The following is a 22,589-nucleotide window of genomic DNA, read 5'->3' as shown; positions in this document are numbered from 1 at the left end:
TTCCCGGCAAACGTTGATACATCAAGTGTTTACATTAATTCAATAAATCTTGTACATATGGAATTGGATTTTTCTGAACACCATTAATCCAAAACTCTAAATGTAAGTGAGGTCCCGTTGAACCGCCTGTACTTCCTACATAGCCTATCACTTCACCTGTTTTGACTTTTTTACCGACAGGAACACCTTGCTTATTCATATGAGCATATAGCGTTTCAAGTCCATCTCCATGATTAATCCTTACATACCAGCCCCAGCCAACTTCTTTACCGTCACTATAAATCAAATTATATTCTGACCTAGTTATAACACCTTCTGTAAAGGCTACAATCGGTTGTCCTTCAACACCATTTACCGCAATATCTATCCCCTTATGTTCTCGACCCCAACGTGGACCAAAATGAGAAGTAATTTGTTTTGTATAAGGTACTGGCCATGCTTTCCCATTTCTTATCGTTGTCGCAACAGAGCCGTCAAACTCTTCCCAACCATCTGTATAGCCAATAAAACGATCATATACTTCGTTTACATATTGCGAAGAATGATTATAGGCAAAAATAGCAGCTTGTATTTTGTCTATTTCCGTTGAACCCTTCATATTAGCCGATAAATATTTCGCAGCTGAATGTATAGCATCTTCCTCATTCCAGGGATCTGCTTTACCGTCACCGTTACCGTCAACACCATAGCCCCCGTACTTACTAATTTGAGCAGGCGACATCAAAATATCTTTTGGAATACCACCATTCCCTAAACCATTGCAAGTTGGGTAAGACCATCCAACAAATGTACAATCCATGAACTGCATCGCTCCAATTGCACCCGCTGAAGATACAGTCTTATTTTGCGAGAAATTCGTTTCCTGTCTATGAATCGAGGCTAGTAACAGCCAATGGATACCATACTTTTCTCCGGCTTCCTGATAAAACGGAATAAATTCAGCAGGGATTTCATTCTCAGCGATTACTGACATATCGGTTGAAAATGAGCCACTAGGAAAGGCATTTTCATTATTTCCGCCGACAATTACTGCTACCATCAACAGTACAAACACAACACAGCATACAATTAATACAGGTATTAAACCGATTGAAAGCGAACCAATAACAAGCATCTTTTTCATCGACTATTTACCTTTACAATGCGCACATCTGACACTTTAAATTCTGATACAAGCTTTTCCACTTTCACATAATAGACGTAGCTTTGCTCTTCAAATAACGAACCATCTGAGCCAAATACCTTGCCATCAATAAATGCAGAAAATACCATGTGTGTACTAACTTGGTCATAGGTTTCGAGCAATTCAAATTTAGTAATTTCAGCTTTATACGCACTATTCGTGGCTCTACCTGTTTGAGCAATTAATGTTTCATATAATTCAGGGGCTGTGATGGATTGAACAGCTTCAATATGTGCCTTTATCTCATCACCATTAAATGAATAAATAGAGGTTGAAAATTGAGTAGCAATATCTTTTGCTGCTTGAATTTCATCTTCAGTAAAATAATCTGAAATGGTATATGTTCGTTCTTCTTCTGGTGCATCTTCTAAGGGACGCACATTTTGATCTAGTTCACTTTCTGACATTACATCATGGGTGTGGCTAGGATGACCCTCCTCGTGCTTATCTGCATCTTCTAAAGGGCTTACTGAATCCATTTCGATATGTTGCTCTGTTACAACATCATCTTCATTTGCTTGCTTTTCTTCCTTTTCGACTTTTTTACCTGTCATGTACATAAAAACAAAAAGCATGATAGCCAACGCTACCATGCCATTTGTTACGATTTTCCGCTTACTCATCTCATGCTCCTATCACTAAATGGGTATTCTCGTAAATATGGCATTGTCTAATAGACTGCTGCCTTCTAATTTTTTGGAGAAAGCTCTTTTGCTTCGATATTTGGGTCAGCGACCATCTCTTTTATTTTTTGTATCATAAATTCATCTCTAGATAATGGCTCTGTGCTATTTCGAGCTGTACGTGAAGTAGGATAATGTTCAAGATAGCTGTTATATTGCTTATAAATCTCTTGAATTCGTTCCTCAGTTACTTTTACTTCTACAACACCACGAGTTTCATTAATAGATGAAGATTGTTGAGAAATTTGATTAATCTTTTCAATTGTTCTTACCTGTAAGTGCATTTGCTTCATCTTCTCTGCATTCGCATGAAGATTCGTATCTAAACACTCTGTCAGCTGCTTATACTCGACTTTTTCAATGACAAAGTCCGTAAATGGTTTCGGTAATGAACCGTTTTGAACCTGTTGTTCAGCATACAATTTATGTTCATGCACATATGTTTCCATATCAATTAACGAAATGTCGTTAAAATAATCCCCAAGGGTATCATAAAACTGGTTTGCACCGACTGTGCCCAATTCTTCTACGATAATTTGTTTTTTACGTGTATCCTCTACTTTACCTGCGAGACTAGAAAGGACTTTCGTTTGCTCTTGATGATGAACTAAATTATCTGTTGCCTCAGCATTTCGTTTTTTCACAATATGACGTGCCATGTATTCACTCATGCTTTGACCATGCGTATTATCATTTTCATAGGCTTCTAAATATGCTGTTTTCGCGTCATTTAATTCTTCTACGGAAACATCTGATAAACGGTGGTCTTTTAATTGATGTTTCAATGCGTCTACTTGCATTGAGTCAAGCTGTTCATTGTCACTAAATTCCTGTAGATGATTAAGTGAATTGATATCAAGATTCGATTTAGCCATTTTATCTGAAAGCATCTTATAACCAAGAGCTGATGTCGCAATACTTTTCGTAGCGTCACCAATAGAAACATCTCCTGTCATAGCCTTTGTCGCTTCTCTTGTGGCATTAGCTGCTAACATAGCTGGAGCCACAGCACCACCTGTTGCAACCGCAACGGTCGTACCAATAGCTGCCGTTGCTGTATTTTGGAATCCTTGCTTAGCTGGATCAATTAATGAAGCGTGCATTTGCTCTCTCATTAAGGCTAACTGTTCTGAACCTTTCGTGAAGATTCCACCAATTCGCTTTCTTAATAGGAACATCGCCATGATTAAAATGGTTTGTAATACAATCGCTAATACAAGCCCTTTAGAGCCACCACCTGCAATTGCGCTTAGGCTATAAATCACTTCTGTTAAACCAAAGATTAAAAGGGCACCAATGCTAACAACTGATTTTAAAACTAACGGTAACGAAAACTCGAATAGATATCGTTTTAATACACCAAATTGTCCTGGCAACGCAGCCCATAAAAATACAAATGGAGCCACCATCGCCATGATTAAAAACCATACTTGGAACAATAGCAATGATAGAGATAACAAGTAGACTGGAATTGATGCAACAGCATTGCCGATTATCATAATGCCTGTGTAATTATATCGTTTCCAAATTGATGAAACGAGCATTGTATTATTTTGTTCGTTATCGATTTCATTAATTACTTCATTTTTTCGTTCTTCCTCATTAGTTTGTGGGTCTAGAGTTAAAAGCCTTAAAGCTCTTTCTTTTGATACATCTGTTCTTCCATACTGTAGTAATAGGTAAGGTTTATGAACAAACGTATTAAAAAGGTTGTCGTACATTTGAGTCTGAATTGTATTGGACTTCACTACACCTGTCGTTTCATCTATAACTGCATCACCTGTTGTCCCCGACAATATTAATGCTGAAAATTCATTTGAAATGGTATGTGCACCCTTTAAAAAAGTTGTGTAATTGCTAAAGAATGCTAAAGCCAAAGTAAATACAATAATCGATTTTAACAAGCTACTAAACGCACCAATTGAAGCACGTTTTACTACAAATTGATACAATGTATATAGCGCCACTATTATAGCAATCAATCCACCAAATGAGCCAAATAAGCCGCCAACTGTAATTGAACCATCACCTAACCCAGAGATACCTATTACAGTCCCTGACATAGAATCAATCAAATCATTTACTATATTGATGTCATAAGCAAAATCAAGAATACTAATCATCAAATTAGTCATGAACATATTAAATGAAAAAGCTAGTTCAAGGAGTAAGAAAAACACATAATAAATGGCTTCCATTACCCCTTCACTAATATTTGAAATATCAAAGGCATTGATTACAGTTGTTAAAAAGCCTTCTGAATCATCATTTGCTTCTTTCTCAGTAATAATATCTAAATCGTAATAAATATCTTCATTTTTAAACTCGCCATAATTTGCATCAAACATCTCGTCTTCTGCACTTACTTGATACATTGGCAGGCAAAAAAGGACCATCATACAAATAAGTATTTTATTTATCCAGCCAATCATTATAAGACTCCCATGCATCAAAATACGGCTGTAATTCTATACGCTTTTCCTCTGTCATACCATCATAAAATTCCTTAGTTTCTTCAAATGTAACTAATTTAGTGGCTTGCTCGGGATACAACTCAATTAAATCTTTAATTATCGGCCCTTTGACCTTTCCTCTTGGAAAATGAATTTCTAGCTTTGGTGAAGAATAACTGTACGCTGCACCATAACGAATTTGCCACTTATCATCTATTTTCTCAGCAACAAATGGTGCAGCTTTCATAGAATCTGTTCTTTCGTGATGGTAACGTAAAACATATAACAGCAAACCATCTTCTTCATAAAGGTTAGTACGCCAAACTTCATAATTATTCCCTACATTTCGATACTGGAAATAGTAGCGAATATCATCCCATTCACTTGGCAAGAAATCGCTAGAATTTTTAGCCTTGCTATATTTTTCTAAGTCGCCCTCGTAAAACATCCCCTCTAATGCTTCTCTATTGCCAATCACATAGGTAACCATATATTCATGCATTTTTGCATCAATTTCTGCAAATTCATCCTGCTTCACATTCTCCTCAATTACTTTTGAATCCTCCGTATTTTGAAAAGCCTCATTACCACAAGCTCCCAACAATAAAGCACTTCCAAAAGCTAACCCTAGCCATAATTCCCCCAATTGACACGCCTCCTATGATGTAATCTCTGTTGGTGTTTCCTTCTGGCCGTATCGTTTTAAACGCTCACGTTCACGCTCTGCTTCACTCGAAGTTGAGCTATCAAATGCTGTATAAAGGTCTGGGAAAATTGGGTCGATTTTAATTACTGCTGAACGCCCATAAATATCTTGGAAGATACAATTCCCTTTACTCAATTCACGAATTTTATCTACATTCGCCTTTGTCTCAGGAAGGTTTAAAAACTCTAGCATTTCCAAAGCTTCATCTCGTGTACGTAGTCCGAATGAAAACTTCATCCCCATATTTGCCACATCATTTTTATGGTCTGTCGCATTCTGAGAACCTTTTAAAAGTGTTGTATTGTAGTAACGACCCTTACGAACGATAAAATCCATTAGCTTGCGACCTGTCGCATTACGGTCAATTGAGCTTGCTTCATCTTGTAACACGATTTTATGAATACCACGATCCTGCTTGAACATGTATTGCTTTGTAAATGCTGTAATCGAAATTAAAATGGCTTCTGAAATTTTCTCCTGTGGCAATAGCTTCTTTGTCGCCTCACGCTCTAAATCAGGTAATTCAAGGTTTTCTACCATTAATATTTGAATCGGCTTATTGATTTCAAGCACCTTATATTTCTGATTACGCTGACCAATCAATAAACGAGCGAGATGTACCTTTTGCATAGAATTTAAGCCTTCACGTAGCTGTTCTAAAGCTTTATAGCGTTGCTCAGACATATCCTGAATGTTTGCCGAAACGTATTCCTGCTCAATTTTTTCAATAACAGCTCCTAAACATGGATCTTCTTCGTTTCCTACTTCCTCAACGGCACTACTTAAAATCGCGTAACGAAAATCATCAATATCTACATTTGATAGGAATGATAAAATGTCGATAGCAATCGTTTTACCTTCATCTAAATTGGGGCTTGTACGGAACGGGTCAAGACTTCCTGCATCATCTTCATCGCTACCAAGCGTCCACTTTGAAATAAATTCTCCTGGTATCAACGGTAGGCTATCCCAGTCTTTACGGTCGCCTTTGGGATCAATACAAAGAGCTCGTGAACCTGTTAAAACCGATAAATACATATACAAGTTCATATAGAAGGACTTCCCTTTACCTGTCGCACCTGCAACAAGGGCTGAAATCGAATCTTCCAAATTACCGATGCCCTCATAAGCCTTTGCTGCAAGATCTGGTTGAATGAAAACAGGCTTGTTTAAATTATGGGTATAGCCGATAAAGAACCCTCGATTGTCACCGATATTTGAGCTTGCACCGAACATCATGCCAGCTAAAACACCCGAGTCCATTTCAATTTGATAATCACTTGTAAATTGCTTTGAGCCTAAGATTTTTTCCATCATTAATGTAAGTTGCTCGCCATACGGAGCCACAGCTTGTATGCCATAGTTCATTAAAAGCTGTTTCAATTCACTTGAACGAATATCTAAATCCTTCGTTGTTTCTGCAGTGATTTTAAAAACAATCGAACTTGCATAGGCAGGTTGGCCCGTCTTTTGGAAATAGGCTTCAGCTTGAATCGTACCGGCTTCCGACTGATTTAAAGCTAAATCTGTACTAGAGTCGGCTTTCATTGCTTCTTCCTTCTGATCTCGATATTCCAAACGCTTATTTGACAGGCGCTTTACAATTCGTTCATTCGCTTGATGATACGCACGAATACTCGTTGAAATCGGGAATGAAAGACGCGTTTGTAATGTATATAACCATTCAAAGTTTGGGAAGTAATTAATGGATTCCATCGAATGAACAACTAAATAACGAACAAATAAATGCTTTTCCTGATCGTTCACCATACGGCTAAATTTCAATGTAGTTGGACCGTATTCCTCAATATTCGTTTCTCGTAGCTCTAAAAAGCTTTTTCGATGTGGGCGATAACCAACTTGGATTTCGCCGTCATCTCCAACAAATTCAACACGCTCTGCAGGAGAAAAATCCTCACGTAAGCTCACGTCTGCATTGTTCGGTAATACCGAGAACTCCTTTTCAAGCAGATAAATCGTTTCTTCTGTTGAAACTGCCTCCACACGACAACGGAAAGCTGTACGAAGGGATTCGAGTAAAGTATCTGCTTGTACCTGCCACATTTGAATTTCAGATGCCAATACATCCGTAGCATGTAAGCCGACTGCTCGATGCGTTTGTTGGGTTAAACCATTAATAAATTCACGAATAGACTGAATCGTATTTAATCCTACGTTCGTATCTTTAAACCGCTTCTTTTCGGCATTCAATTGAATACCGAAATACTGGTGATAATCACTCGCCTCTGTATTTGCACGCTGTTGAGCTAAAGCTTCCTTTAATACTTCCATATACATTAAGCCGTATTCTTTTAGCTCATAGTCCTTCGCCTTCATATCTTCCATTGTGGCATCTAAAATTTGCTCAATATCTGTTGGAAAAGGCTCTGAAACATAGTGCAAATCATATTTATTGTTATACAGCATGGCTCTCTGTGCATTGAAGGGACCATACTTATCATCCTCAGATAAAAAGTCGTAATTAAAGCCTGCAACTTTAAAATACGCTGTCACTGTGCCATCAATTGCAAACACTAAGTTCTTGTCTACATGACGGACAGGAAAAGTTAACACTGACATATGTCTCATCTCCTTTAGTCATTCGTAATCGCTATTTTTAAAAGAAAGGAGAATACCTTGTTTTTGCTCGATATTCCCCAAAAATAAAAATATTTTTTTCTAAAAATCTATTTATCCTTTTTTCTTTTCTTATTCAATCGTTTATTTCTTTTAGCTTGCTGTTTCTTTAGCCTATAAAGCTCTTGTATACGCCCCTTCTCTGCTTGAGATTGTGTGGTCGTAACAATGCTATACCCCTTTATTTGATGAACTTTTGGCTTTGGTAAAAGACGGTCTCGTATGTACGTCACCTTTTGTTGCTTTCTCCATACATACAAAAGGACTGAACGGAAAAAGGCTACAGAAGAACGTCCCTCCGTTTGCACATCTGCTAAAAGGTAAGCTAACCCGATTGGAATAGCGATTAATATCACGAAAGGAAATAGCTTTAGTACATTACCGATTACTGGGGTAATATATATAAGCATTTCGATTAAGAAAATAACAATAAAGTAGCCCACTGCTTTAAAAGCTATAGGGCGACCAAGTGGTACACCAAATACTTGATAAATCTTCTTTTCAAACTTCAAATAATCATTTAATACATGAAGGGCTGTATGGTTGGTTTTATGCTCCTGCATCAGTATCCTCCCTAATTAGCCACCGATATTTACCTTGTCGCCTAACCAATCGGCAATATCTGTAATCACGTTTGGATTACTAATAAAAATGGCGATAATACCAAATCCGATAATTAAACCGACCAACTGAATCCAAGCACGCTTAAAGCCAAGTACAAGGGCTCCGATAATGACCCCGATAAATAAAATGTACATCGCTTGCTCTTTGATCCAATCAAATAACCCTGATAAATCCACAATGAAAACTCCTTTAAAATCTGTTTATTCTGCTGCTGTCTTTTGTTGAGCCAATGCTTCAGCTTGTTGCTTTGCCATTAAAGCTTCTTTTTGTTGTTGTAAGCTTAAAAGCTCTTTCTCTACATCACTTGCTGACTTTGATTTGATTTCTTTCCCTGTCATATCGTCCATTGCCTGCACAACAAACTTATCTGCACTTTTCTTAATCGAAAGCTGGTAGTTCATTAAAGTTTGAATCGACGTTACAGGATTCGTAACTAGCACGTCTACATTAGCAATAAAGCCTGTTTCTGCTTCATCTTTTAAGACCTCTACCTCGCCAACTTCATTAAATACATAGGTCGAATTTAAGCCTGTTATCTTGCTATCCTTCACTAGTAAATAACGTAGTTGTTCATACTCGCCTTCTACATAAGTTTTAAAGAACGTTTCCACAAAGGCTTTAATCTCGTTCGATTCGTCTGTACTAGCTGTTTTTAGCCGTTTATCTGTAACTATCTTTACCGTCGTATAATCTGTAATATCTGTAAATTTCGGTAGCCCATATACACCGAATGTTTCACCGTCAAAGGCAATAGGCACAATCATAAACTGCTCAACAACTTTTTCTGCTTCTCCGTTCGAGAGCTTACTATTTACCTGAAATGTAATTTGACCAATTCCTTCCTCAATAGTTTCAACATCACGAACTTGTGATGATAAATAGGTCGAATCCCAATTCACACTTTTTGTAACAAGCCCGGCATTCACATCCAAGCCATTTGCTAGGTATGGTGCTAAGGCTTGCTGACGTGCTACAATGCCTTCGTCTGTTCGTTTCCATGTAAAATATGCTTTGATAAAGTTTTGAGCAAATACGGTGGCTTCTTGTGAAGCTACTTTGTCGTATAAAATCTCGTCTTTTACATCCGAATCATCTGATCCATTAGATAAAACAAGTAGCCCTACAAATAAGAACATGCCTACAAATAAAGTCCAAAACGTATATACTCCGACACGGCGAGCACGATAGCCTTTAGGCGTAAAATTATTTAGCTTTTTCCCTTTACGCTCAAGCTTTCGTTGCTCTGCTTTTTGCTTCTCATCATCTGACAATCGCTTAAAGCCCTTCAAAAGAGCTTTTGTTTTTCTTTCTTTCGCCACAGCCCATTTACCTCACTTATCGAATACTGCTTGAACCAAATAGAATTGCAATTCCAGCAATAAAAATGACCGTTGTTAAAACACCGTATTTTACTTTGCTTGATTCATAGAAATCGCCTACAACTGTTTTAAATTCCTCCCAAATTGGAGCTAGTGTTGGGAATTGGTCAATTAATGTACTTCCCACCACCGTAATTACTAAAATCATTGCTACAACTACTAATAAATTCTTAAACATATATCCACATCCTTATCTGTATCTCATGTTAATTAGGCAGCAATCCTTACTGCCATATATTTAGCTTCTGGCTTTGGGCTAAAGCCTGTCCTTCGTAAAAGGCTTCAACATACTTTGTATTGGGATGCTCTACATTTGAAATTCGAGCAAAACCTTCCTGTACAAGCTGTAAGTTGACATTTTGACTATCCTTCCAGATATAAACGAGTAGATTTCCTTGTTTATCACGAGCCATTTCACCTTCCTCAACCTCCACAACAGAATCCTTAATAATTAGCTCTCGTAATCGCTGTATAGCTTGCTCTGAATAAGGCTCTGACCCAATCGGTGCACGGATAAGCAGTAGTTTCACCGTTTCAATTCGCTTCTCGGCAAACTGTAATTCAACGGTATTACCATTAATAATTTGGCGAACAACCGCTTTTTTTAAATCTTCTTCTTCAAGCACTAGGTTTGAAGGGGCTGGTTCGTCAGTGGTAAGCATATTCTTTTCAGAAGGTACTTCCTCCATTTGTTCTGGTATAGCTGCCTTTTCCTCAGATGTTTCATTTGGCGCCGTATCACGAAAGAAAAACGTAAGTAATACTAAAATGCCGAGCAAAATGTATCGAAGTTTGCCAACTACTTTTTCTAAATCAATAGTGAACTGCATGAGCTTCACCAATCATCACTTTCAAATAGCGATAGTCCTTCTTTGAGGCTAGCGGTGAACACATCTTGATCGAAAATACTATCAGTTGAAGTTGATGACTGTGTAGGCACTAAATTAGGCATTTCATCTTTTGAAACTAGCTGCTTTAATAGCTGCATCATTTCATCTATCTTCGATTCCTGTGTTTGTTGCATTTGAGCAAAGCCAGTTTGAGCCTGCTCAATCATGTAGCCGATTTTTAAAAGACGTTTTAAATGTGCTTCCTGTGATGCTGCATCAAATTGGTTTAAATAATTTAGGATTTCCTGATCTTGCTTCGTAAATGAGACGACATATCGAAAATCACCTTGATTGCCCTGAGCTTGTACAGTAGAAACCCCTAAATATAGGAGTTTCTTCATTTCTGTACCTTGCCTTTTCAAATCGAATTTGTCTAAATAGTGGCGCAAGCTTTCATCTTTTCGATTTAATCGAATCGCATAGACTTCTTTAACTGTCATCGCTCACACCTCTAGTTCTCTTGTCCAAGTCGCTCACCTAAAAGCATTTTGCCTAATCGGTAATAACCAATGGTATTGGCGAACTGCCCATCTAAAATCGTGTCGTATTCATTCGTGAAATATGAGTGGAATGTGCTACCGCCACCACCAAGTAAGAACGTAGCATCAAATGTATCTGCTTCTTCCTTCCAAAGTGTTGAAATACGGTCCTCAATGGCATTCACTACGGATTGGTGAGCCTTTTCTACTTCTGCAGTGAAATCAACAACTTTACCTTTGTACTTCATCTGCTTCGTTGAAAGGATACGCTCAATCTTACCTTCACTTAAATTAGACCCGCCTGTTTTATCCTTGTAAGCCGTTTTAATCATGTCTTGTAGATTGACTACACCAATATCAATCGTGTCACATAAAGCTAATAACGGACGGAAGCCACCACCTTGCTTCATTTCAACTACACATACATCTGTTGTACGGAAGCCTATATCAATGACTGCAATTTGATTCCCTTCTTGCATTAGCTCAGGGTGAACCACTCGTCCTTCTGCATTAATCAAAGTCGCCCAAATAGCTGATAACGCTTGAGGGAACACTTTAACGGCTTTCATCACCTTATTTGAGCTTTCATTTGAGCCACCACTGATCCATTTAAATGCAGGGAGAGGCTCTTTTAATTTCGCCTCAAAGTCCTTTACCTGTGATTTGTAGTAATCAAGTGGCAAGCCCGTAAATAATACAAATTCTCGTTCTTCAGGACTTGCAACAAGATGAATCGCTGTTTGCAATAAAATCATTGTGTACTCATGATTAAAACGAACGCGTTCGAATACACGAGAATAATCTGTTGCGTTTCGTTGAGCCATCTCACCGACGTAATAATGTTTTCCATTCACCTGAATATGCAGTTCATCTAGCTTTTGTTCATCTATTTGACGGTCATTACCTAACGCAAAATTCATCCCTTCACGGCCAGAGCCAACAACTGCCGGGAAAATAACCCGCTTTCCATTTGAACTAATTGCTTTTACGAACCCATATCCAATATCCACTGACACATATTCCATTGATTAAATCTCCAATCATTCCGGCAGTACAATGCCTTCTCTCTCTAGGTTAAATTTCATCTGCTTTACTAAACCCTCGTATTGCTGTTCCTCAGCATGTAACAATTGAGCGAAAGGAACCGGTGTTTCAGAAGGTAATTCACTTTCATGCAGCAAACGCATTAGTAATTGAAGTTCTGAAATTGTCACACCATCAATCTCCTTCAACTCGTTTAAGACCTTAATCTTTGCTTCCATATCACGAGCTAGATCCTCGTAATATAAGTGCATTCGTAGTGCGTAAAGTTGTTGTTCATTCATTTCCATGTTTGTTACCTCTCAGATTTGTTTTTATCATCACTATGTATAAAATATTTTTAACGATATTTCGTTATATTAGATTAAAAAAATTTCAAAAGAGCTTTTAAAATTTTAACCTCACATTTTAACGATATTTCGTTAATTTAAACTAAAAAATTTTAGCCAAGTCCAATTGACTGGCACAGCAACACCTGCTGCATAAAATCACAGAGCGTGTAAACAGTCGTAAACATTTGCTCTGTGAAAAGAATAGTCGATATTTGATTATAAGTCAACGGTATTTCGTTAAAATTATTAATGTAATAAGTAAGGTTTCAATGGCTACTCGTAATAAGTAGTAGATTGAAATTATATTTTACTAAACTGTTGTTTCAAAAATGTGAAGTAAGTATTAAATGCATATGGACGCTTACTGTGAAATAAATCAAAACAAAAATACCCATGTTATTTGGGAAGATTTGAACAACATGGAGAAATAGTGAAGATACCTGCAAAGTTAATGGGTAATTGTGTATGCTTCAAATACCTTTAGCCCTTTGACATCTAATACCATTAAAGAAGCAGAGGTAGGTTCGACTAATTTCAAATTTCAAATTTCAAATTTCAAATTAGTATTTTAGAACAAATGATGAAGTAGTCGAAAGACTGCTTCTTTTTTTATGATGAAATTTTCCTATGAACAACTCTTTTGTACCTTCTCTACTTATGTAAGTTTAGGCAAAAAGGTTGCTATAGACCCACTCGTAGTTGGGTTGTTATTATAAAAAAGTACTAAGTAGGAGGTAAGAAATTTGGAATCAGAAAAATTTAATAATCTTAAATTAGGTGAACGAGGAGCAATTATTAGCATTAGTGCTTATATAGTTTTGTCCATTTTAAAATTAGCAATTGGTTACATGAGTGATTCTGAAGCTTTAAAGGCTGATGGTTTAAATAATACTACTGATATTATTGCTTCTATTGCAGTACTTATTGGGCTTAAACTCTCTCAAAAACCGGCAGATCATGATCATAAATACGGACATTGGAAAAGTGAAACAATAGCGTCCATGGTGGCCTCATTTATCATGATGGCAGTTGGTATTCAGGTATTAATAGATGCTTTTATCTCAATTTTTCAAGGCGGAAAAGAATCTCCAGATATTTTGGCAGCGTATGTAGGTCTAGGATCAGCATTGGTTATGTATTTTGTGTATCGTTATAATAAAAAATTAGCTGAAAAGATTAATAGTAAAGCAGTAATGGCTGCTGCTAAAGATAATTTGTCAGATGCTTGGGTTAGTATAGGAACAGCCATTGGAATATTAGGGTCACAACTACATATGGCTTGGTTGGATACAGTTACAGCTATTGTTGTAGGATTCTTAATTTGTAAGACAGCTTGGGATATTTTTAAAGAATGTTCACATGAACTTTCTGATGGTTTTGATGAAAAAATACTTCAAAATTACAAAGATATTATTCTAAAACTGGAGGGAGTGAAAGGGATAAAAGAAATTAGAGGAAGAAATTACGGTAATAACGAGGTTATAGACATAGTAATCCTGGTTAATGCGAATTTAAGTATAACGGAAGCGCACAATGTAGCTACTAATATTGAAGATATGATGATTAACGAACAGGGTGTATACGAAGTTCACGTTCATGTAGAACCAAATGATGAAAAAAAGTGTTAATTCACTAAAATTCGTTATACTATAAGAGGCAGGACGGAGCGGAACTAATCTTTGGGTTAGTGCTGGACTTCGTCCTTACTATTTACGAAAGGCTTTTTTGTCATAGCAATTCGTTTACTACAATTCTGGTGCGGTTTCTTTTTGCGTATCAGAAACAAATTGCTTAGTAAAAAAAGTGAACTACCTTGTATTTTTGGATAGTTCATCTACTTCTTCTGGAGTAATATCTTTTGCTTTATAGGAAATCACTTTCATTCGCTTGTCAGAATAATGATCAGGTATACGGAAAGTAATACGGATTAGTTTATATGGTGGATTCATTGCACCTTCGTAACCGACAACTCTTAATGTAACATCGTAGGTATCCTCATCGATATTACGTTTAATTTTTTCGATTCGTTCAAAGGTGAACAATTGTCTATTTCCATGTGCGGACATTGCATCCAGTATAGGTAGCCCCAAGTCACGCAGAAACGCTAATTCTAATATACTAGGTGGTTGATCTTGAGGGAAATATTGAGTATTCGATTTAGCGAAAGCTGAATTTGATACCAAGAGGCACATTAATAACGAGATGGTGAATATTTTCTTCATGACATTCATTCCTTTTTGCCTTTTAATTAATTGTTAGCATGGAATAGCATTTTTATGTATGAACCAATATGCATACTAGGCATTAATTTACTAAGCATTTCGAGTATGTATTAATTAATAACAATGAAATAAAGTATTGCATCATTTATTTCGAATATCTACTTAAATTGCCCCCAAAAAAAAGAAACCAGCCACACAAGGTACTAGTTTCAATTCATTTATTTTTCTATAAATCCCTTTTTAGACAAATATATTTTTCTATACATATTGAAAATACTTTTTCCAATTAAACATATCCAGTTCAACACCTAGTTGTCGAAAAATATAATACACATTTTCAAAAGTCGGATTGAATAATTTATTTTCCTCTATATCGCGATATGTATCTACATCTACTGGTATTTCCTTGCATACTTCCTCAATCGTCAACCCTTGCTCAAGGCGAATACTTTTTAGAAAATCCCCAAGCTTTTCAGGGTGAGTGACGGTACTAACCAATTTCATCCCCTACCTTTTCAAAATGCCCTATAACCATCTCCGTTACTTTAACGAAGCAATAAATTTTAGCTAGTATCGTGATAATTTACCTGTTGGCATTTTACATTGTTCTACCAAACTAAAACAACATTATTCAAGAATAATATACTTACTTTTTCTACCTTTAGCGTAATAAGACCTATAAAACATATAAAACCCTACTATTATTCCTCTCAAAATCAAGATATAAATTAATAATTTTCTCTTAATCACATTAATTTTCTACAAATAATACATCAAATATAATTATTCTTTTCCTAACTGTTACAATTGATTACAAACATTACAAACAAGGTCTTTTGAATCATTTTCTTAAGAAAATAGCTAAAAACACAAAAAACCTACTCCAAAGGAAGTAGGCTCAAATAAAATTCCTTTTAAAATAAAAATACATCTGTCGCTGAAAACAAATCATTTACTTGCACAACCTTATCAGCAAATTGCTTAACGATATTCACGTTTGCCGAATTACCGATAACAACAGCTGTGCAATCGAAACCTTTCTTTTTCTTTACTGTTCTAAATGCCTGCAACAACCCCTCTGATATATTGCTTTCTCCATCTGTTACAAAGATCATATCTGCTTGCTTAAAACGAGCCTTCTCAATTAATTGAAGGGCTGCTTGTAATGGCTCCTCAAAAACGGTGCCTCCCCCCATGAAACGACTACATAAGTCCTTTAATTGTGTAACTGAACACTTACCTTTCGGAAGTATTTCAATCTGACCAACCGTACTGGAAAATGGTATAACTGCAAAATCTCGATGTTGCTTTCGAGCAATACTCATTAAAGCGATTAAAAAAGCTTTACTTTGTGTATCAAGTTTACGCATCGATCCACTTTCATCAATACAGCAAATAATAGGTCCTTTACCTAGCTTCGATTTCCCCTTTTTATCATAAATAAGAGTTTGCGCCTCACTAAAACGCTTCATAAAATCTACATTCGCTTGTGGTAAAAGATATTGCATGTATTCACTAGGTAACAGCCGTTCAAGCTCATTCCCAACTGTTACAGCTTTACGGGCAATCGCTTCCTTATGAAAAGACTTTTGCTTATCCTTCGCAATTTGTTTAAATCGCCCTGCTAATAAAGCAATTTCCTTCATCTTCGGATTGGCTTCACAAACCTGTGCAAGTAGAAACTGATCTCGAATCGGTAACTGACTATAATCACCTTTTCCTGAACCAGTACCCTCTCCCATTAATTGATTCATTTGCTGTGTCGTTTCATTTGAACGCTCAGCTGCTTGTGAAAGCATTTGTCCTAGCTGTTCTTTTGAAAGATTATCTGTTACATTCGAAAAATCCTGCTGTAATTGATGCTTGGCTTCCTGTGCACGACTTAATCGCTTTTCAGCCCGTTTTAATAAGCTTTCCATCTCCTTTTGAATAGCAAGTGATGAAAGATTGGCTAATTGATTTATCGCTTGTTGAATATCCTGCTGTGCCTTATCTTCACGCTCTTGAATTTTCTTTAATTGCTTATGGTACTCTTTTGCTTCCGGTTGCTGCTGAATCCAATTTAAAAGCTCTTTTGACATATGAATTGACGTCACTGTAGATAATAAATCATCTAGCTTCGTATGCTCATGCTGACTCTGATAATCAGGATTGATTAATAGCTTTTCGATTAAACCTCTATTTAGCTCCAACTCAGGCTTCACATCTTGTAAGGAAGGGGCTGACTTATAAAAGCTCGCCCATACATCTCCAACTAAATTCGTGAACTGTGGCACCTGTTGATTGGCTTCACACAGATTACGAAGATTCCCTGCCATCTTATAAAGTTCGTTGAAACGACGTACATCATATTTATCCGCATTCACCACTGCATCTTCTTGCTTATAAACTAAATCTTTTCTTATCAGTTCCATCAAATTCTCTCCTTAATAGAAAAAGCCAAAAGTGATTACTCACCTTTGACTTCCTCATGTATATATTGATTTTGAATACCGTAATTAAAATCCAATCACAGCCGATGTTAATTTTAAAAGTTCTTCCTGCATACGGGCTTTTAATTGTACAAGCTCTGAACGGTTCGGATGCTTCTCCTGGAATTGTTGCACTTCGCTAGAAAGAGCCTTCCCTTTTAGCAACAATTCGCTAATTTGGTCCTGAGAACGCTCACGATTCATTGCTGATACAGCTAATTGTAAAATTTCATTGAATTCATCATTCACTCGATCAATAAACGATTGTACTACATCCTGTGAATGCTTTTTCACAATGTCTTTCGTCATCCCTTGTTGGTCTGCATTTTCCCATAGCGAGTGTGCCAAAATACGAAGGTCGCCAACCGATACCTCATTACGCCCCTTTAAATAAGCTGAAGCCTGTAATAACGAAAGGGACTGCTTGAAGCGACGGTCACTTGGACGAATCCCTTCATCTATTAATTCCTGTCGAATTTGAGCTAAGGCATCATAAATGACATCTCCAATTTGTACTTGGTCAACGGACTGCTGATGAATCAGTAGTTCCTCTAAAGTCATTGTTGGAATAAATGGCTGCTGTTTTGATTTCATCATCGCAATGAAGTTCTGGCTTTCCTTGATGTACTGCACCTCATAACGTAAAAGGAATCGGTCAAATAATGCTTCAAGACCCTCTCCTTCTTCGATATATTCGTTAGATGAACCAATAATCGTCATTAACGGTGAGGCAACCGGTACGCCATTGTTATAATATAAACGCTCATTAATCAGTGTCAGTAAGCTATTTAAAATCGCTGAATTGGCTTTAAAGATTTCATCAATAAAACCAAAGTGGCTCATTGGTAGCATTCCATCAATATTACGCACATAGCGACCTTGCTCTAAATCCTTTAATGAAAGGACACCGAATACTTCCTCCGGTGTTGAGTAAGGCGTTAATAGCTGTTGGAAGTAGCTTGAGCCAGATACGATTTTCCCTAGCATGGATGAAAGAGCTGATTTTCCCGTTCCTGCAGGCCCAATAAACAAAACATGCTGGCGAGCTAAAACACCTGTTAAAAGTGCTTCTATTTCAGCCTCTCGATCAAAAAATGTTGCGTTTAAACCATCTTGAATTTGCTTTAATTGTGTATTCATGCTGTAATCCCTCTATCTATCAACGAATGTGACAGGCTTTCTTATTTTAGATTTTTAGTTTTTTCTCTTTTTCTATTTATCTTTTTTTAATATAAATAGACTTCTCTACTTTTCTAAATCTGCTAATTTATTGAGTACACCCATTACTTGCAAACGAAGGTCATCTACTTTGCTATCCAGTACATCTGTCTGTAATTCCAAAATAGCTTTATATTCGTTATAGGTTTGAGCGACTTTTTTCGCATTGGTCATCGCCTCTTTCAAAGCTGACTTTGTAACCCCTGGCTTATGAACAATGCTTTCACAGCTTAAAAGTGCTTTCTTAATATCCTCAGTTATCTGACGATTCACGAGCTCATGTGAAGATTTAATATCGAATAACGGAATACATGTAGCAGTACTTTCTGATAAGTCGTTAATTAACTCCGAAAGAGCCAGAAGCTGCTGATCATACGTGTACGGCACAAAGTAAATACCACCCGAAGGACGGACACTTGTGGTTGCCATGTGCTCCAAAATACGACCGACAAATTGGCGAATGTTTTGAGAATCGTATAAGGATTTATACTGCTCATAACGTTCCTTCGCTTCCTCTGCTAACTGAATGGCAATACGATCAGTTGTCGTCGCATCTACTGATACCGTATTATCTGACTTTCTTAAAACTAATTTGACCGCCTCGGTTTCGTAAGCTAGCTTCTTACCGGCTCGGTCTACACTCTCTACAACAACGTTACGCTGTGTAAATTGCGTATCTGTCATCACCTCTCGCGTTAAATAATTGAGATACACATCACGCTGCATTGTCGGTACTTTTGTACGCTTCAGCTCCTGTGTGGCTCGACGAAATGCATCGGCTGGTCGAATTGGATTGGGAAGATATTTCGTATCGATCTGGAAAGTTTGCATCTTTTGCTCTAATTCCTCACGAGAAATTTTTACATGTTGAATGCTGTACCAAAATAAATGACCAATACTCCCCTGCCCCTCTGTCTTGGCAACGACTTGTCCTGTTTGTAATTGATTACGTAATTTCACGAAATCTCTCTCCTTTATAAATGGGTTTTGAAAATGCAAAAAAGCCAATCCAGCTACTACGCCAAATTGACTTCTTGTATATATGACACGCTAAAACGTGAATATATCCATATGGATTTTTTAAAAATAGGCATGCTAAATAAACATAAGATTTTTGTGAAATTCATTCACAGCTGCAATACTCCAAAAGAGCTTTTAAATGCAGGAAACAACGGTTTTATGCAATCACTTTTAATAATTGAACGTTCAATTAGAATTGCCAATGCAAAGGTATAGCGTAGGCTATGGGCATTGAGGAAAGTTAAATACCATTTTATCTTAACGAAATTTCGTTTAATTTACAAGTGGGACAGAAAACCAATCAGAATATTAGAAAGATAATTCTGAATAACTTTACAACTAAGAATGAAGAGTAAATAATATTGTTATGTAAAAACGGAATAACTATATAACAATCTGAGAGGAGATTAGCAAAATGATTGAACAACGTTTAAAGGAGCTCGACATTGTATTACCTGAGGTAACATCACCACTTTATGAGTATGTGCCCGTGACGACTCACGCAGGTGTTGCATATATTAGTGGACAAGTGCCACGCATTAACGGGAAAATTCCTTACCCTGGCAAGGTAGGACAAGAGGTAACTGTAGAGCAGGCACAGGAGCTTGCTGAATACTGTGTACTAAAGGCACTTAGCTGCCTGCAAGCAGAAATTGGCTCGCTTAATAATGTAGAAAAAGTATTAAAGGTAACCGGCTATGTACAGGCTGCCGACGATTTTTATGAGCCGTCTAGCGTTGTAGATGGTGCATCCCGTCTGCTAGAAAAAATCTTCGGCGAAAAAGGAAGACATACACGTACCGTTATTGGTGTGGCTGTACTTCCAAGCAACACACCTGTTGAAATTGATTTCATCATTGCCATAAAGGAGCGTGCTAAATGATTACTTTACAGGATGTTAAAGATGCGAAAGCGCGCATTCAACCGATTATCCATGAAACACCGACCCTTCATTCAGAGCAGCTATCCGCCATTTGTGGCAATTCATTATTTTTAAAGGGGGAGCACCTGCAAAAAACCGGCTCCTTTAAAATTCGCGGCGCAGCGAATAAAGTGATTCACGCAGTAGAGCAAGGTGCAAAATATGTAACAGCCGCATCCTCTGGCAATCATGGACAGGCTGTAGCATACGTCGCAAATCACTATAGCATCTCTGCAACAATTGTCGTTCCAGAAAACGCGAGTCTCTGCAAAATTAACGCGATCAAAGGCTATAACGGCAACGTAGAGAAATGCGGGACAACATCAAATGAGCGACTGCCACGCGCTAAGGTTATTGCTGAGGTAAAAAGCGGCATTTACATCCCACCCTATGACGATCCGTTTATTATGGCTGGTCAAGGAACCATTGGGCTTGAAATCCTACAGCAGTTGGACGACATTGACGTAGTGCTTGTACCAATTGGTGGTGGCGGACTCATCTCCGGCATCCTTACTGCGATTAAAGAAACTAAGCCAAGCATTCAAGTCATCGGCGTAGAACCAGCTATCGCGAATGATACATATTTATCACTGCAAAACAAAAAAATTACCACTATTCCTGCAACGAACACAATTGCAGACGGCCTGCGTACGAATCAGCCAGGTGACCTTACCTTCCCAGTACTACTAAACTATTTAGATGACCTAGTGCTTGTAAGCGAGGACGAAATTCGCTATGCGTTTAGCTTTGTATTGGAGCGCACGAAGCAGATAATCGAGCCATCTAGTGCGACAACTGTAGCAGCGGTGCTCTTTGATAAGCTAGGCTTGCGTGGGAAAAAGATCGTCTCGGTTATTTCAGGTGGTAATGTGGATATCGACCAAATAGAAGAATTTGTTGTGGATACAGCTCACTTTCCAAAATAGTATCTGTTAGAACCGCCTTTATACCCTTAAAAATATACTGATAAAAATATGCCCGCCAAATATTTGGTGGGCATAAATATTATTCACTAATATACTTCTTCAACATCATCTTCTCTTCATCCGAAAGTGTTTCAAAATACACCTTCACCATGTCGCCCATTAAATCGTATTGTTTAATCCCACGCATAGAGCTTAATAGCTTAATGAAGTGATAGTCGTTTTCGTTCGCTTTTAACGAACCACGCTTCATATAAGCCTTTTCGTGTGGCTTTTGTTCAACAGGTGCTGCACCACCGAATAGTGAGTTTAATACGTCTGCCTCACCACGTTCTACAGCCCCTACTTTTTGTGCTAGTTCAGTTAATTGTGGATCTCCTTTAGAAAATGGAGATGGATTTGGATTGTCCTTTCGCATAGTCAATACCCACCTTTTCTAGAATTTCATTTAATAATACTTCATACATTTGCAATGCATTCTTATCGTGATGATCTAATTTATTATCTAAATCTAACGGCGTTTTCGTATAGCGCTCGATACGGTCACGAGCTTTAATAATATTGTTATACGCAAGCTCACCAAATTCTGTACGAATATCCTCTACAACCTCTTTACGTAGCGTACCTTGACTAGAGAACAGATAAATAATAACACCAGCAAATTGGACTGGCTTTAGCTGCATAGCCTCCATGATCTTGCCAAGCGTATTTGTTGTGTCCTGAAAGTCCTTTGCACCGTTAAGAGAAGAAGTTTCGCACTTCACTACACCGATTGCATAATCAGAAGCAGCTAATGCATTCTTTGTGTATGTATTTTGTGTTGGCGGTGTATCCCAAATAATAAAGTCATAATCACCTTCAATTTCACTTACTAGTTTACGTAAGTAGAAGTTGAACGCTGGATGCTTTTCATCACCTAACATTTTATAAAGGAAAATATCAATACCATCTAAATCCTTACCGTTCGGAATAATATCTACGTTCTCACTTAACGGAAGAATAGCAGAACGGAAATCTTGATTTACGATTGCATCTTGAATCGTTGGTGTATTTTCATTTAATAAATGTAACTTATTGAATGTATTAATCAGCCAATGCGTACTATTTGCTTGCTTGTCCATATCAATTAAAAGCACTTTATGACCTCGTAACGATAGTAATAACGTGAATAGATAGGAACACGTACTTTTACCGACGCCACCCTTTTGGTTACCGAAAACCATCTTAATTGCCATACGGGGAGTACCTCCTTTGAATTACTTACTCTCTTTATTATATACGATTTGGGTCAAGATTGAAGGTATAAAAATAAAAAAAGATTTTTAGAAAAAGATATTTTTCTATTATAAAAATAGCCCGAATGGACGATTTGTCCATTCAGACTTTAATAAGAACATATTCAAGTC

The 22,589-nt window shown here is 37.3% G+C and carries 24 protein-coding genes; 4 read left to right on the top strand and 20 right to left on the bottom strand.

Going from position 1 to position 22,589, the window contains the following annotated elements; genetic code table 11:
• Nucleotides 1-34: 34 nt before the first annotated feature.
• From AC3II9_RS09845 to AC3II9_RS09785, 13 genes are all read right to left on the bottom strand, one after another.
• Entirely contained in the window at nt 35-1,123 is a 1,089-nt protein-coding gene (locus AC3II9_RS09845) for a peptidoglycan DD-metalloendopeptidase family protein (protein WP_391374839.1), read from the bottom strand.
• A complete protein-coding gene (locus tag AC3II9_RS09840) occupies nt 1,120-1,806 on the bottom strand; it encodes a hypothetical protein (RefSeq protein WP_391374841.1) in 687 nt (228 codons plus the stop codon). Before AC3II9_RS09840 ends, AC3II9_RS09845 begins: the two co-directional genes overlap by 4 nt.
• 65 nt (nt 1,807-1,871) lie before the next feature.
• Complete coding sequence (locus tag AC3II9_RS09835) at nt 1,872-4,298, bottom strand: CD3337/EF1877 family mobilome membrane protein (protein ID WP_391374844.1); 2,427 nt, start codon at nt 4,296-4,298, stop codon at nt 1,872-1,874.
• A complete protein-coding gene (locus tag AC3II9_RS09830; protein ID WP_391374846.1) occupies nt 4,279-4,965 on the bottom strand; it encodes a hypothetical protein in 687 nt (228 codons plus the stop codon). Before AC3II9_RS09830 ends, AC3II9_RS09835 begins: the two co-directional genes overlap by 20 nt.
• A gap of 12 nt (nt 4,966-4,977) precedes the next feature.
• The gene (locus tag AC3II9_RS09825) at nt 4,978-7,605 is read right to left on the bottom strand and encodes an ATP-binding protein (RefSeq protein ID WP_391374849.1); all 2,628 of its coding nucleotides are present in this window, start codon (nt 7,603-7,605) and stop codon (nt 4,978-4,980) included.
• Between the two features lie 107 nt (nt 7,606-7,712).
• On the bottom strand, nt 7,713-8,225 hold the full coding sequence (locus tag AC3II9_RS09820; protein ID WP_391374852.1) for a TcpE family conjugal transfer membrane protein: 513 nt from the start codon (nt 8,223-8,225) through the stop codon (nt 7,713-7,715).
• Nucleotides 8,226-8,240: 15 nt separating this feature from the next.
• Nucleotides 8,241-8,462 (bottom strand): hypothetical protein, encoded by a 222-nt coding sequence (locus AC3II9_RS09815; protein ID WP_391374854.1) that lies wholly within the window; start codon nt 8,460-8,462, stop codon nt 8,241-8,243.
• 24 nt (nt 8,463-8,486) lie between these two features.
• Complete coding sequence (locus AC3II9_RS09810; protein WP_391374857.1) at nt 8,487-9,605, bottom strand: conjugal transfer protein; 1,119 nt, start codon at nt 9,603-9,605, stop codon at nt 8,487-8,489.
• 16 nt (nt 9,606-9,621) lie between these two features.
• Complete coding sequence (locus AC3II9_RS09805; protein ID WP_391374860.1) at nt 9,622-9,843, bottom strand: hypothetical protein; 222 nt, start codon at nt 9,841-9,843, stop codon at nt 9,622-9,624.
• Between the two features lie 46 nt (nt 9,844-9,889).
• Nucleotides 9,890-10,495, bottom strand: coding sequence for a thermonuclease family protein (locus tag AC3II9_RS09800; protein ID WP_391374863.1), 606 nt, complete (start codon nt 10,493-10,495; stop codon nt 9,890-9,892).
• Between the two features lie 5 nt (nt 10,496-10,500).
• The gene (locus AC3II9_RS09795) at nt 10,501-10,995 is read right to left on the bottom strand and encodes a hypothetical protein (RefSeq protein WP_391374866.1); all 495 of its coding nucleotides are present in this window, start codon (nt 10,993-10,995) and stop codon (nt 10,501-10,503) included.
• A gap of 11 nt (nt 10,996-11,006) precedes the next feature.
• The gene (locus AC3II9_RS09790; protein ID WP_391374868.1) at nt 11,007-12,059 is read right to left on the bottom strand and encodes a ParM/StbA family protein; all 1,053 of its coding nucleotides are present in this window, start codon (nt 12,057-12,059) and stop codon (nt 11,007-11,009) included.
• A gap of 15 nt (nt 12,060-12,074) precedes the next feature.
• Nucleotides 12,075-12,365 carry a hypothetical protein gene (locus tag AC3II9_RS09785; RefSeq protein WP_391374871.1) on the bottom strand — a complete coding sequence of 97 codons (291 nt, stop codon included), beginning with the start codon at nt 12,363-12,365 and terminating at the stop codon, nt 12,075-12,077.
• 785 nt (nt 12,366-13,150) lie between these two features.
• Between AC3II9_RS09785 and AC3II9_RS09780 the strand changes: the two genes are divergently transcribed.
• A complete protein-coding gene (locus AC3II9_RS09780; RefSeq protein WP_391374873.1) occupies nt 13,151-14,035 on the top strand; it encodes a cation diffusion facilitator family transporter in 885 nt (294 codons plus the stop codon).
• Between the two features lie 180 nt (nt 14,036-14,215).
• Here the strand turns inward: AC3II9_RS09780 and AC3II9_RS09775 are convergent, their stop codons facing one another.
• The 5 genes from AC3II9_RS09775 to AC3II9_RS09755 form a co-directional block, all read right to left on the bottom strand.
• Nucleotides 14,216-14,629 (bottom strand): hypothetical protein, encoded by a 414-nt coding sequence (locus AC3II9_RS09775; protein WP_391374876.1) that lies wholly within the window; start codon nt 14,627-14,629, stop codon nt 14,216-14,218.
• 258 nt (nt 14,630-14,887) lie between these two features.
• Nucleotides 14,888-15,133 carry a helix-turn-helix domain-containing protein gene (locus AC3II9_RS09770; RefSeq protein ID WP_391374879.1) on the bottom strand — a complete coding sequence of 82 codons (246 nt, stop codon included), beginning with the start codon at nt 15,131-15,133 and terminating at the stop codon, nt 14,888-14,890.
• 410 nt (nt 15,134-15,543) lie between these two features.
• The gene (locus tag AC3II9_RS09765) at nt 15,544-17,043 is read right to left on the bottom strand and encodes a VWA domain-containing protein (RefSeq protein WP_489155171.1); all 1,500 of its coding nucleotides are present in this window, start codon (nt 17,041-17,043) and stop codon (nt 15,544-15,546) included.
• An 84-nt stretch (nt 17,044-17,127) separates the two neighbouring features.
• Entirely contained in the window at nt 17,128-18,240 is a 1,113-nt protein-coding gene (locus tag AC3II9_RS09760; protein ID WP_391374884.1) for an AAA family ATPase, read from the bottom strand.
• Nucleotides 18,241-18,345: 105 nt separating this feature from the next.
• Nucleotides 18,346-19,278 carry a DUF6744 family protein gene (locus AC3II9_RS09755; protein ID WP_391374887.1) on the bottom strand — a complete coding sequence of 311 codons (933 nt, stop codon included), beginning with the start codon at nt 19,276-19,278 and terminating at the stop codon, nt 18,346-18,348.
• 33 nt (nt 19,279-19,311) lie between these two features.
• On the opposite strand from AC3II9_RS09755, the gene AC3II9_RS09750 reads away from it, so the two are divergent.
• The 3 genes from AC3II9_RS09750 (at nt 19,312) to AC3II9_RS09740 (ending at nt 21,186) form a co-directional block, all read left to right on the top strand.
• Nucleotides 19,312-19,554, top strand: coding sequence for a globin family protein (locus tag AC3II9_RS09750; RefSeq protein ID WP_391374890.1), 243 nt, complete (start codon nt 19,312-19,314; stop codon nt 19,552-19,554).
• Nucleotides 19,555-19,753: 199 nt separating this feature from the next.
• Nucleotides 19,754-20,221: a RidA family protein gene (locus AC3II9_RS09745; RefSeq protein ID WP_391374893.1), complete on the top strand. Its 468-nt coding sequence runs from the start codon at nt 19,754-19,756 to the stop codon at nt 20,219-20,221.
• The gene (locus AC3II9_RS09740) at nt 20,218-21,186 is read left to right on the top strand and encodes a threonine ammonia-lyase (RefSeq protein WP_391374896.1); all 969 of its coding nucleotides are present in this window, start codon (nt 20,218-20,220) and stop codon (nt 21,184-21,186) included. Before AC3II9_RS09745 ends, AC3II9_RS09740 begins: the two co-directional genes overlap by 4 nt.
• 79 nt (nt 21,187-21,265) lie before the next feature.
• Here the strand turns inward: AC3II9_RS09740 and AC3II9_RS09735 are convergent, their stop codons facing one another.
• Together AC3II9_RS09735 and AC3II9_RS09730 are read right to left on the bottom strand one after the other, a co-directional pair.
• The gene (locus AC3II9_RS09735; RefSeq protein WP_391374899.1) at nt 21,266-21,601 is read right to left on the bottom strand and encodes a hypothetical protein; all 336 of its coding nucleotides are present in this window, start codon (nt 21,599-21,601) and stop codon (nt 21,266-21,268) included.
• The gene (locus AC3II9_RS09730; RefSeq protein WP_391374901.1) at nt 21,564-22,418 is read right to left on the bottom strand and encodes a ParA family protein; all 855 of its coding nucleotides are present in this window, start codon (nt 22,416-22,418) and stop codon (nt 21,564-21,566) included. The genes AC3II9_RS09735 and AC3II9_RS09730 overlap by 38 nt, the downstream gene beginning before the upstream one ends.
• Between the last annotated feature and the right edge of the window lie 171 nt (nt 22,419-22,589).

It is taken from the genome of Lysinibacillus sp. RU7, assembly GCF_057837305.1.
This window is presented reverse-complemented; position numbering and strand designations above follow the sequence as displayed.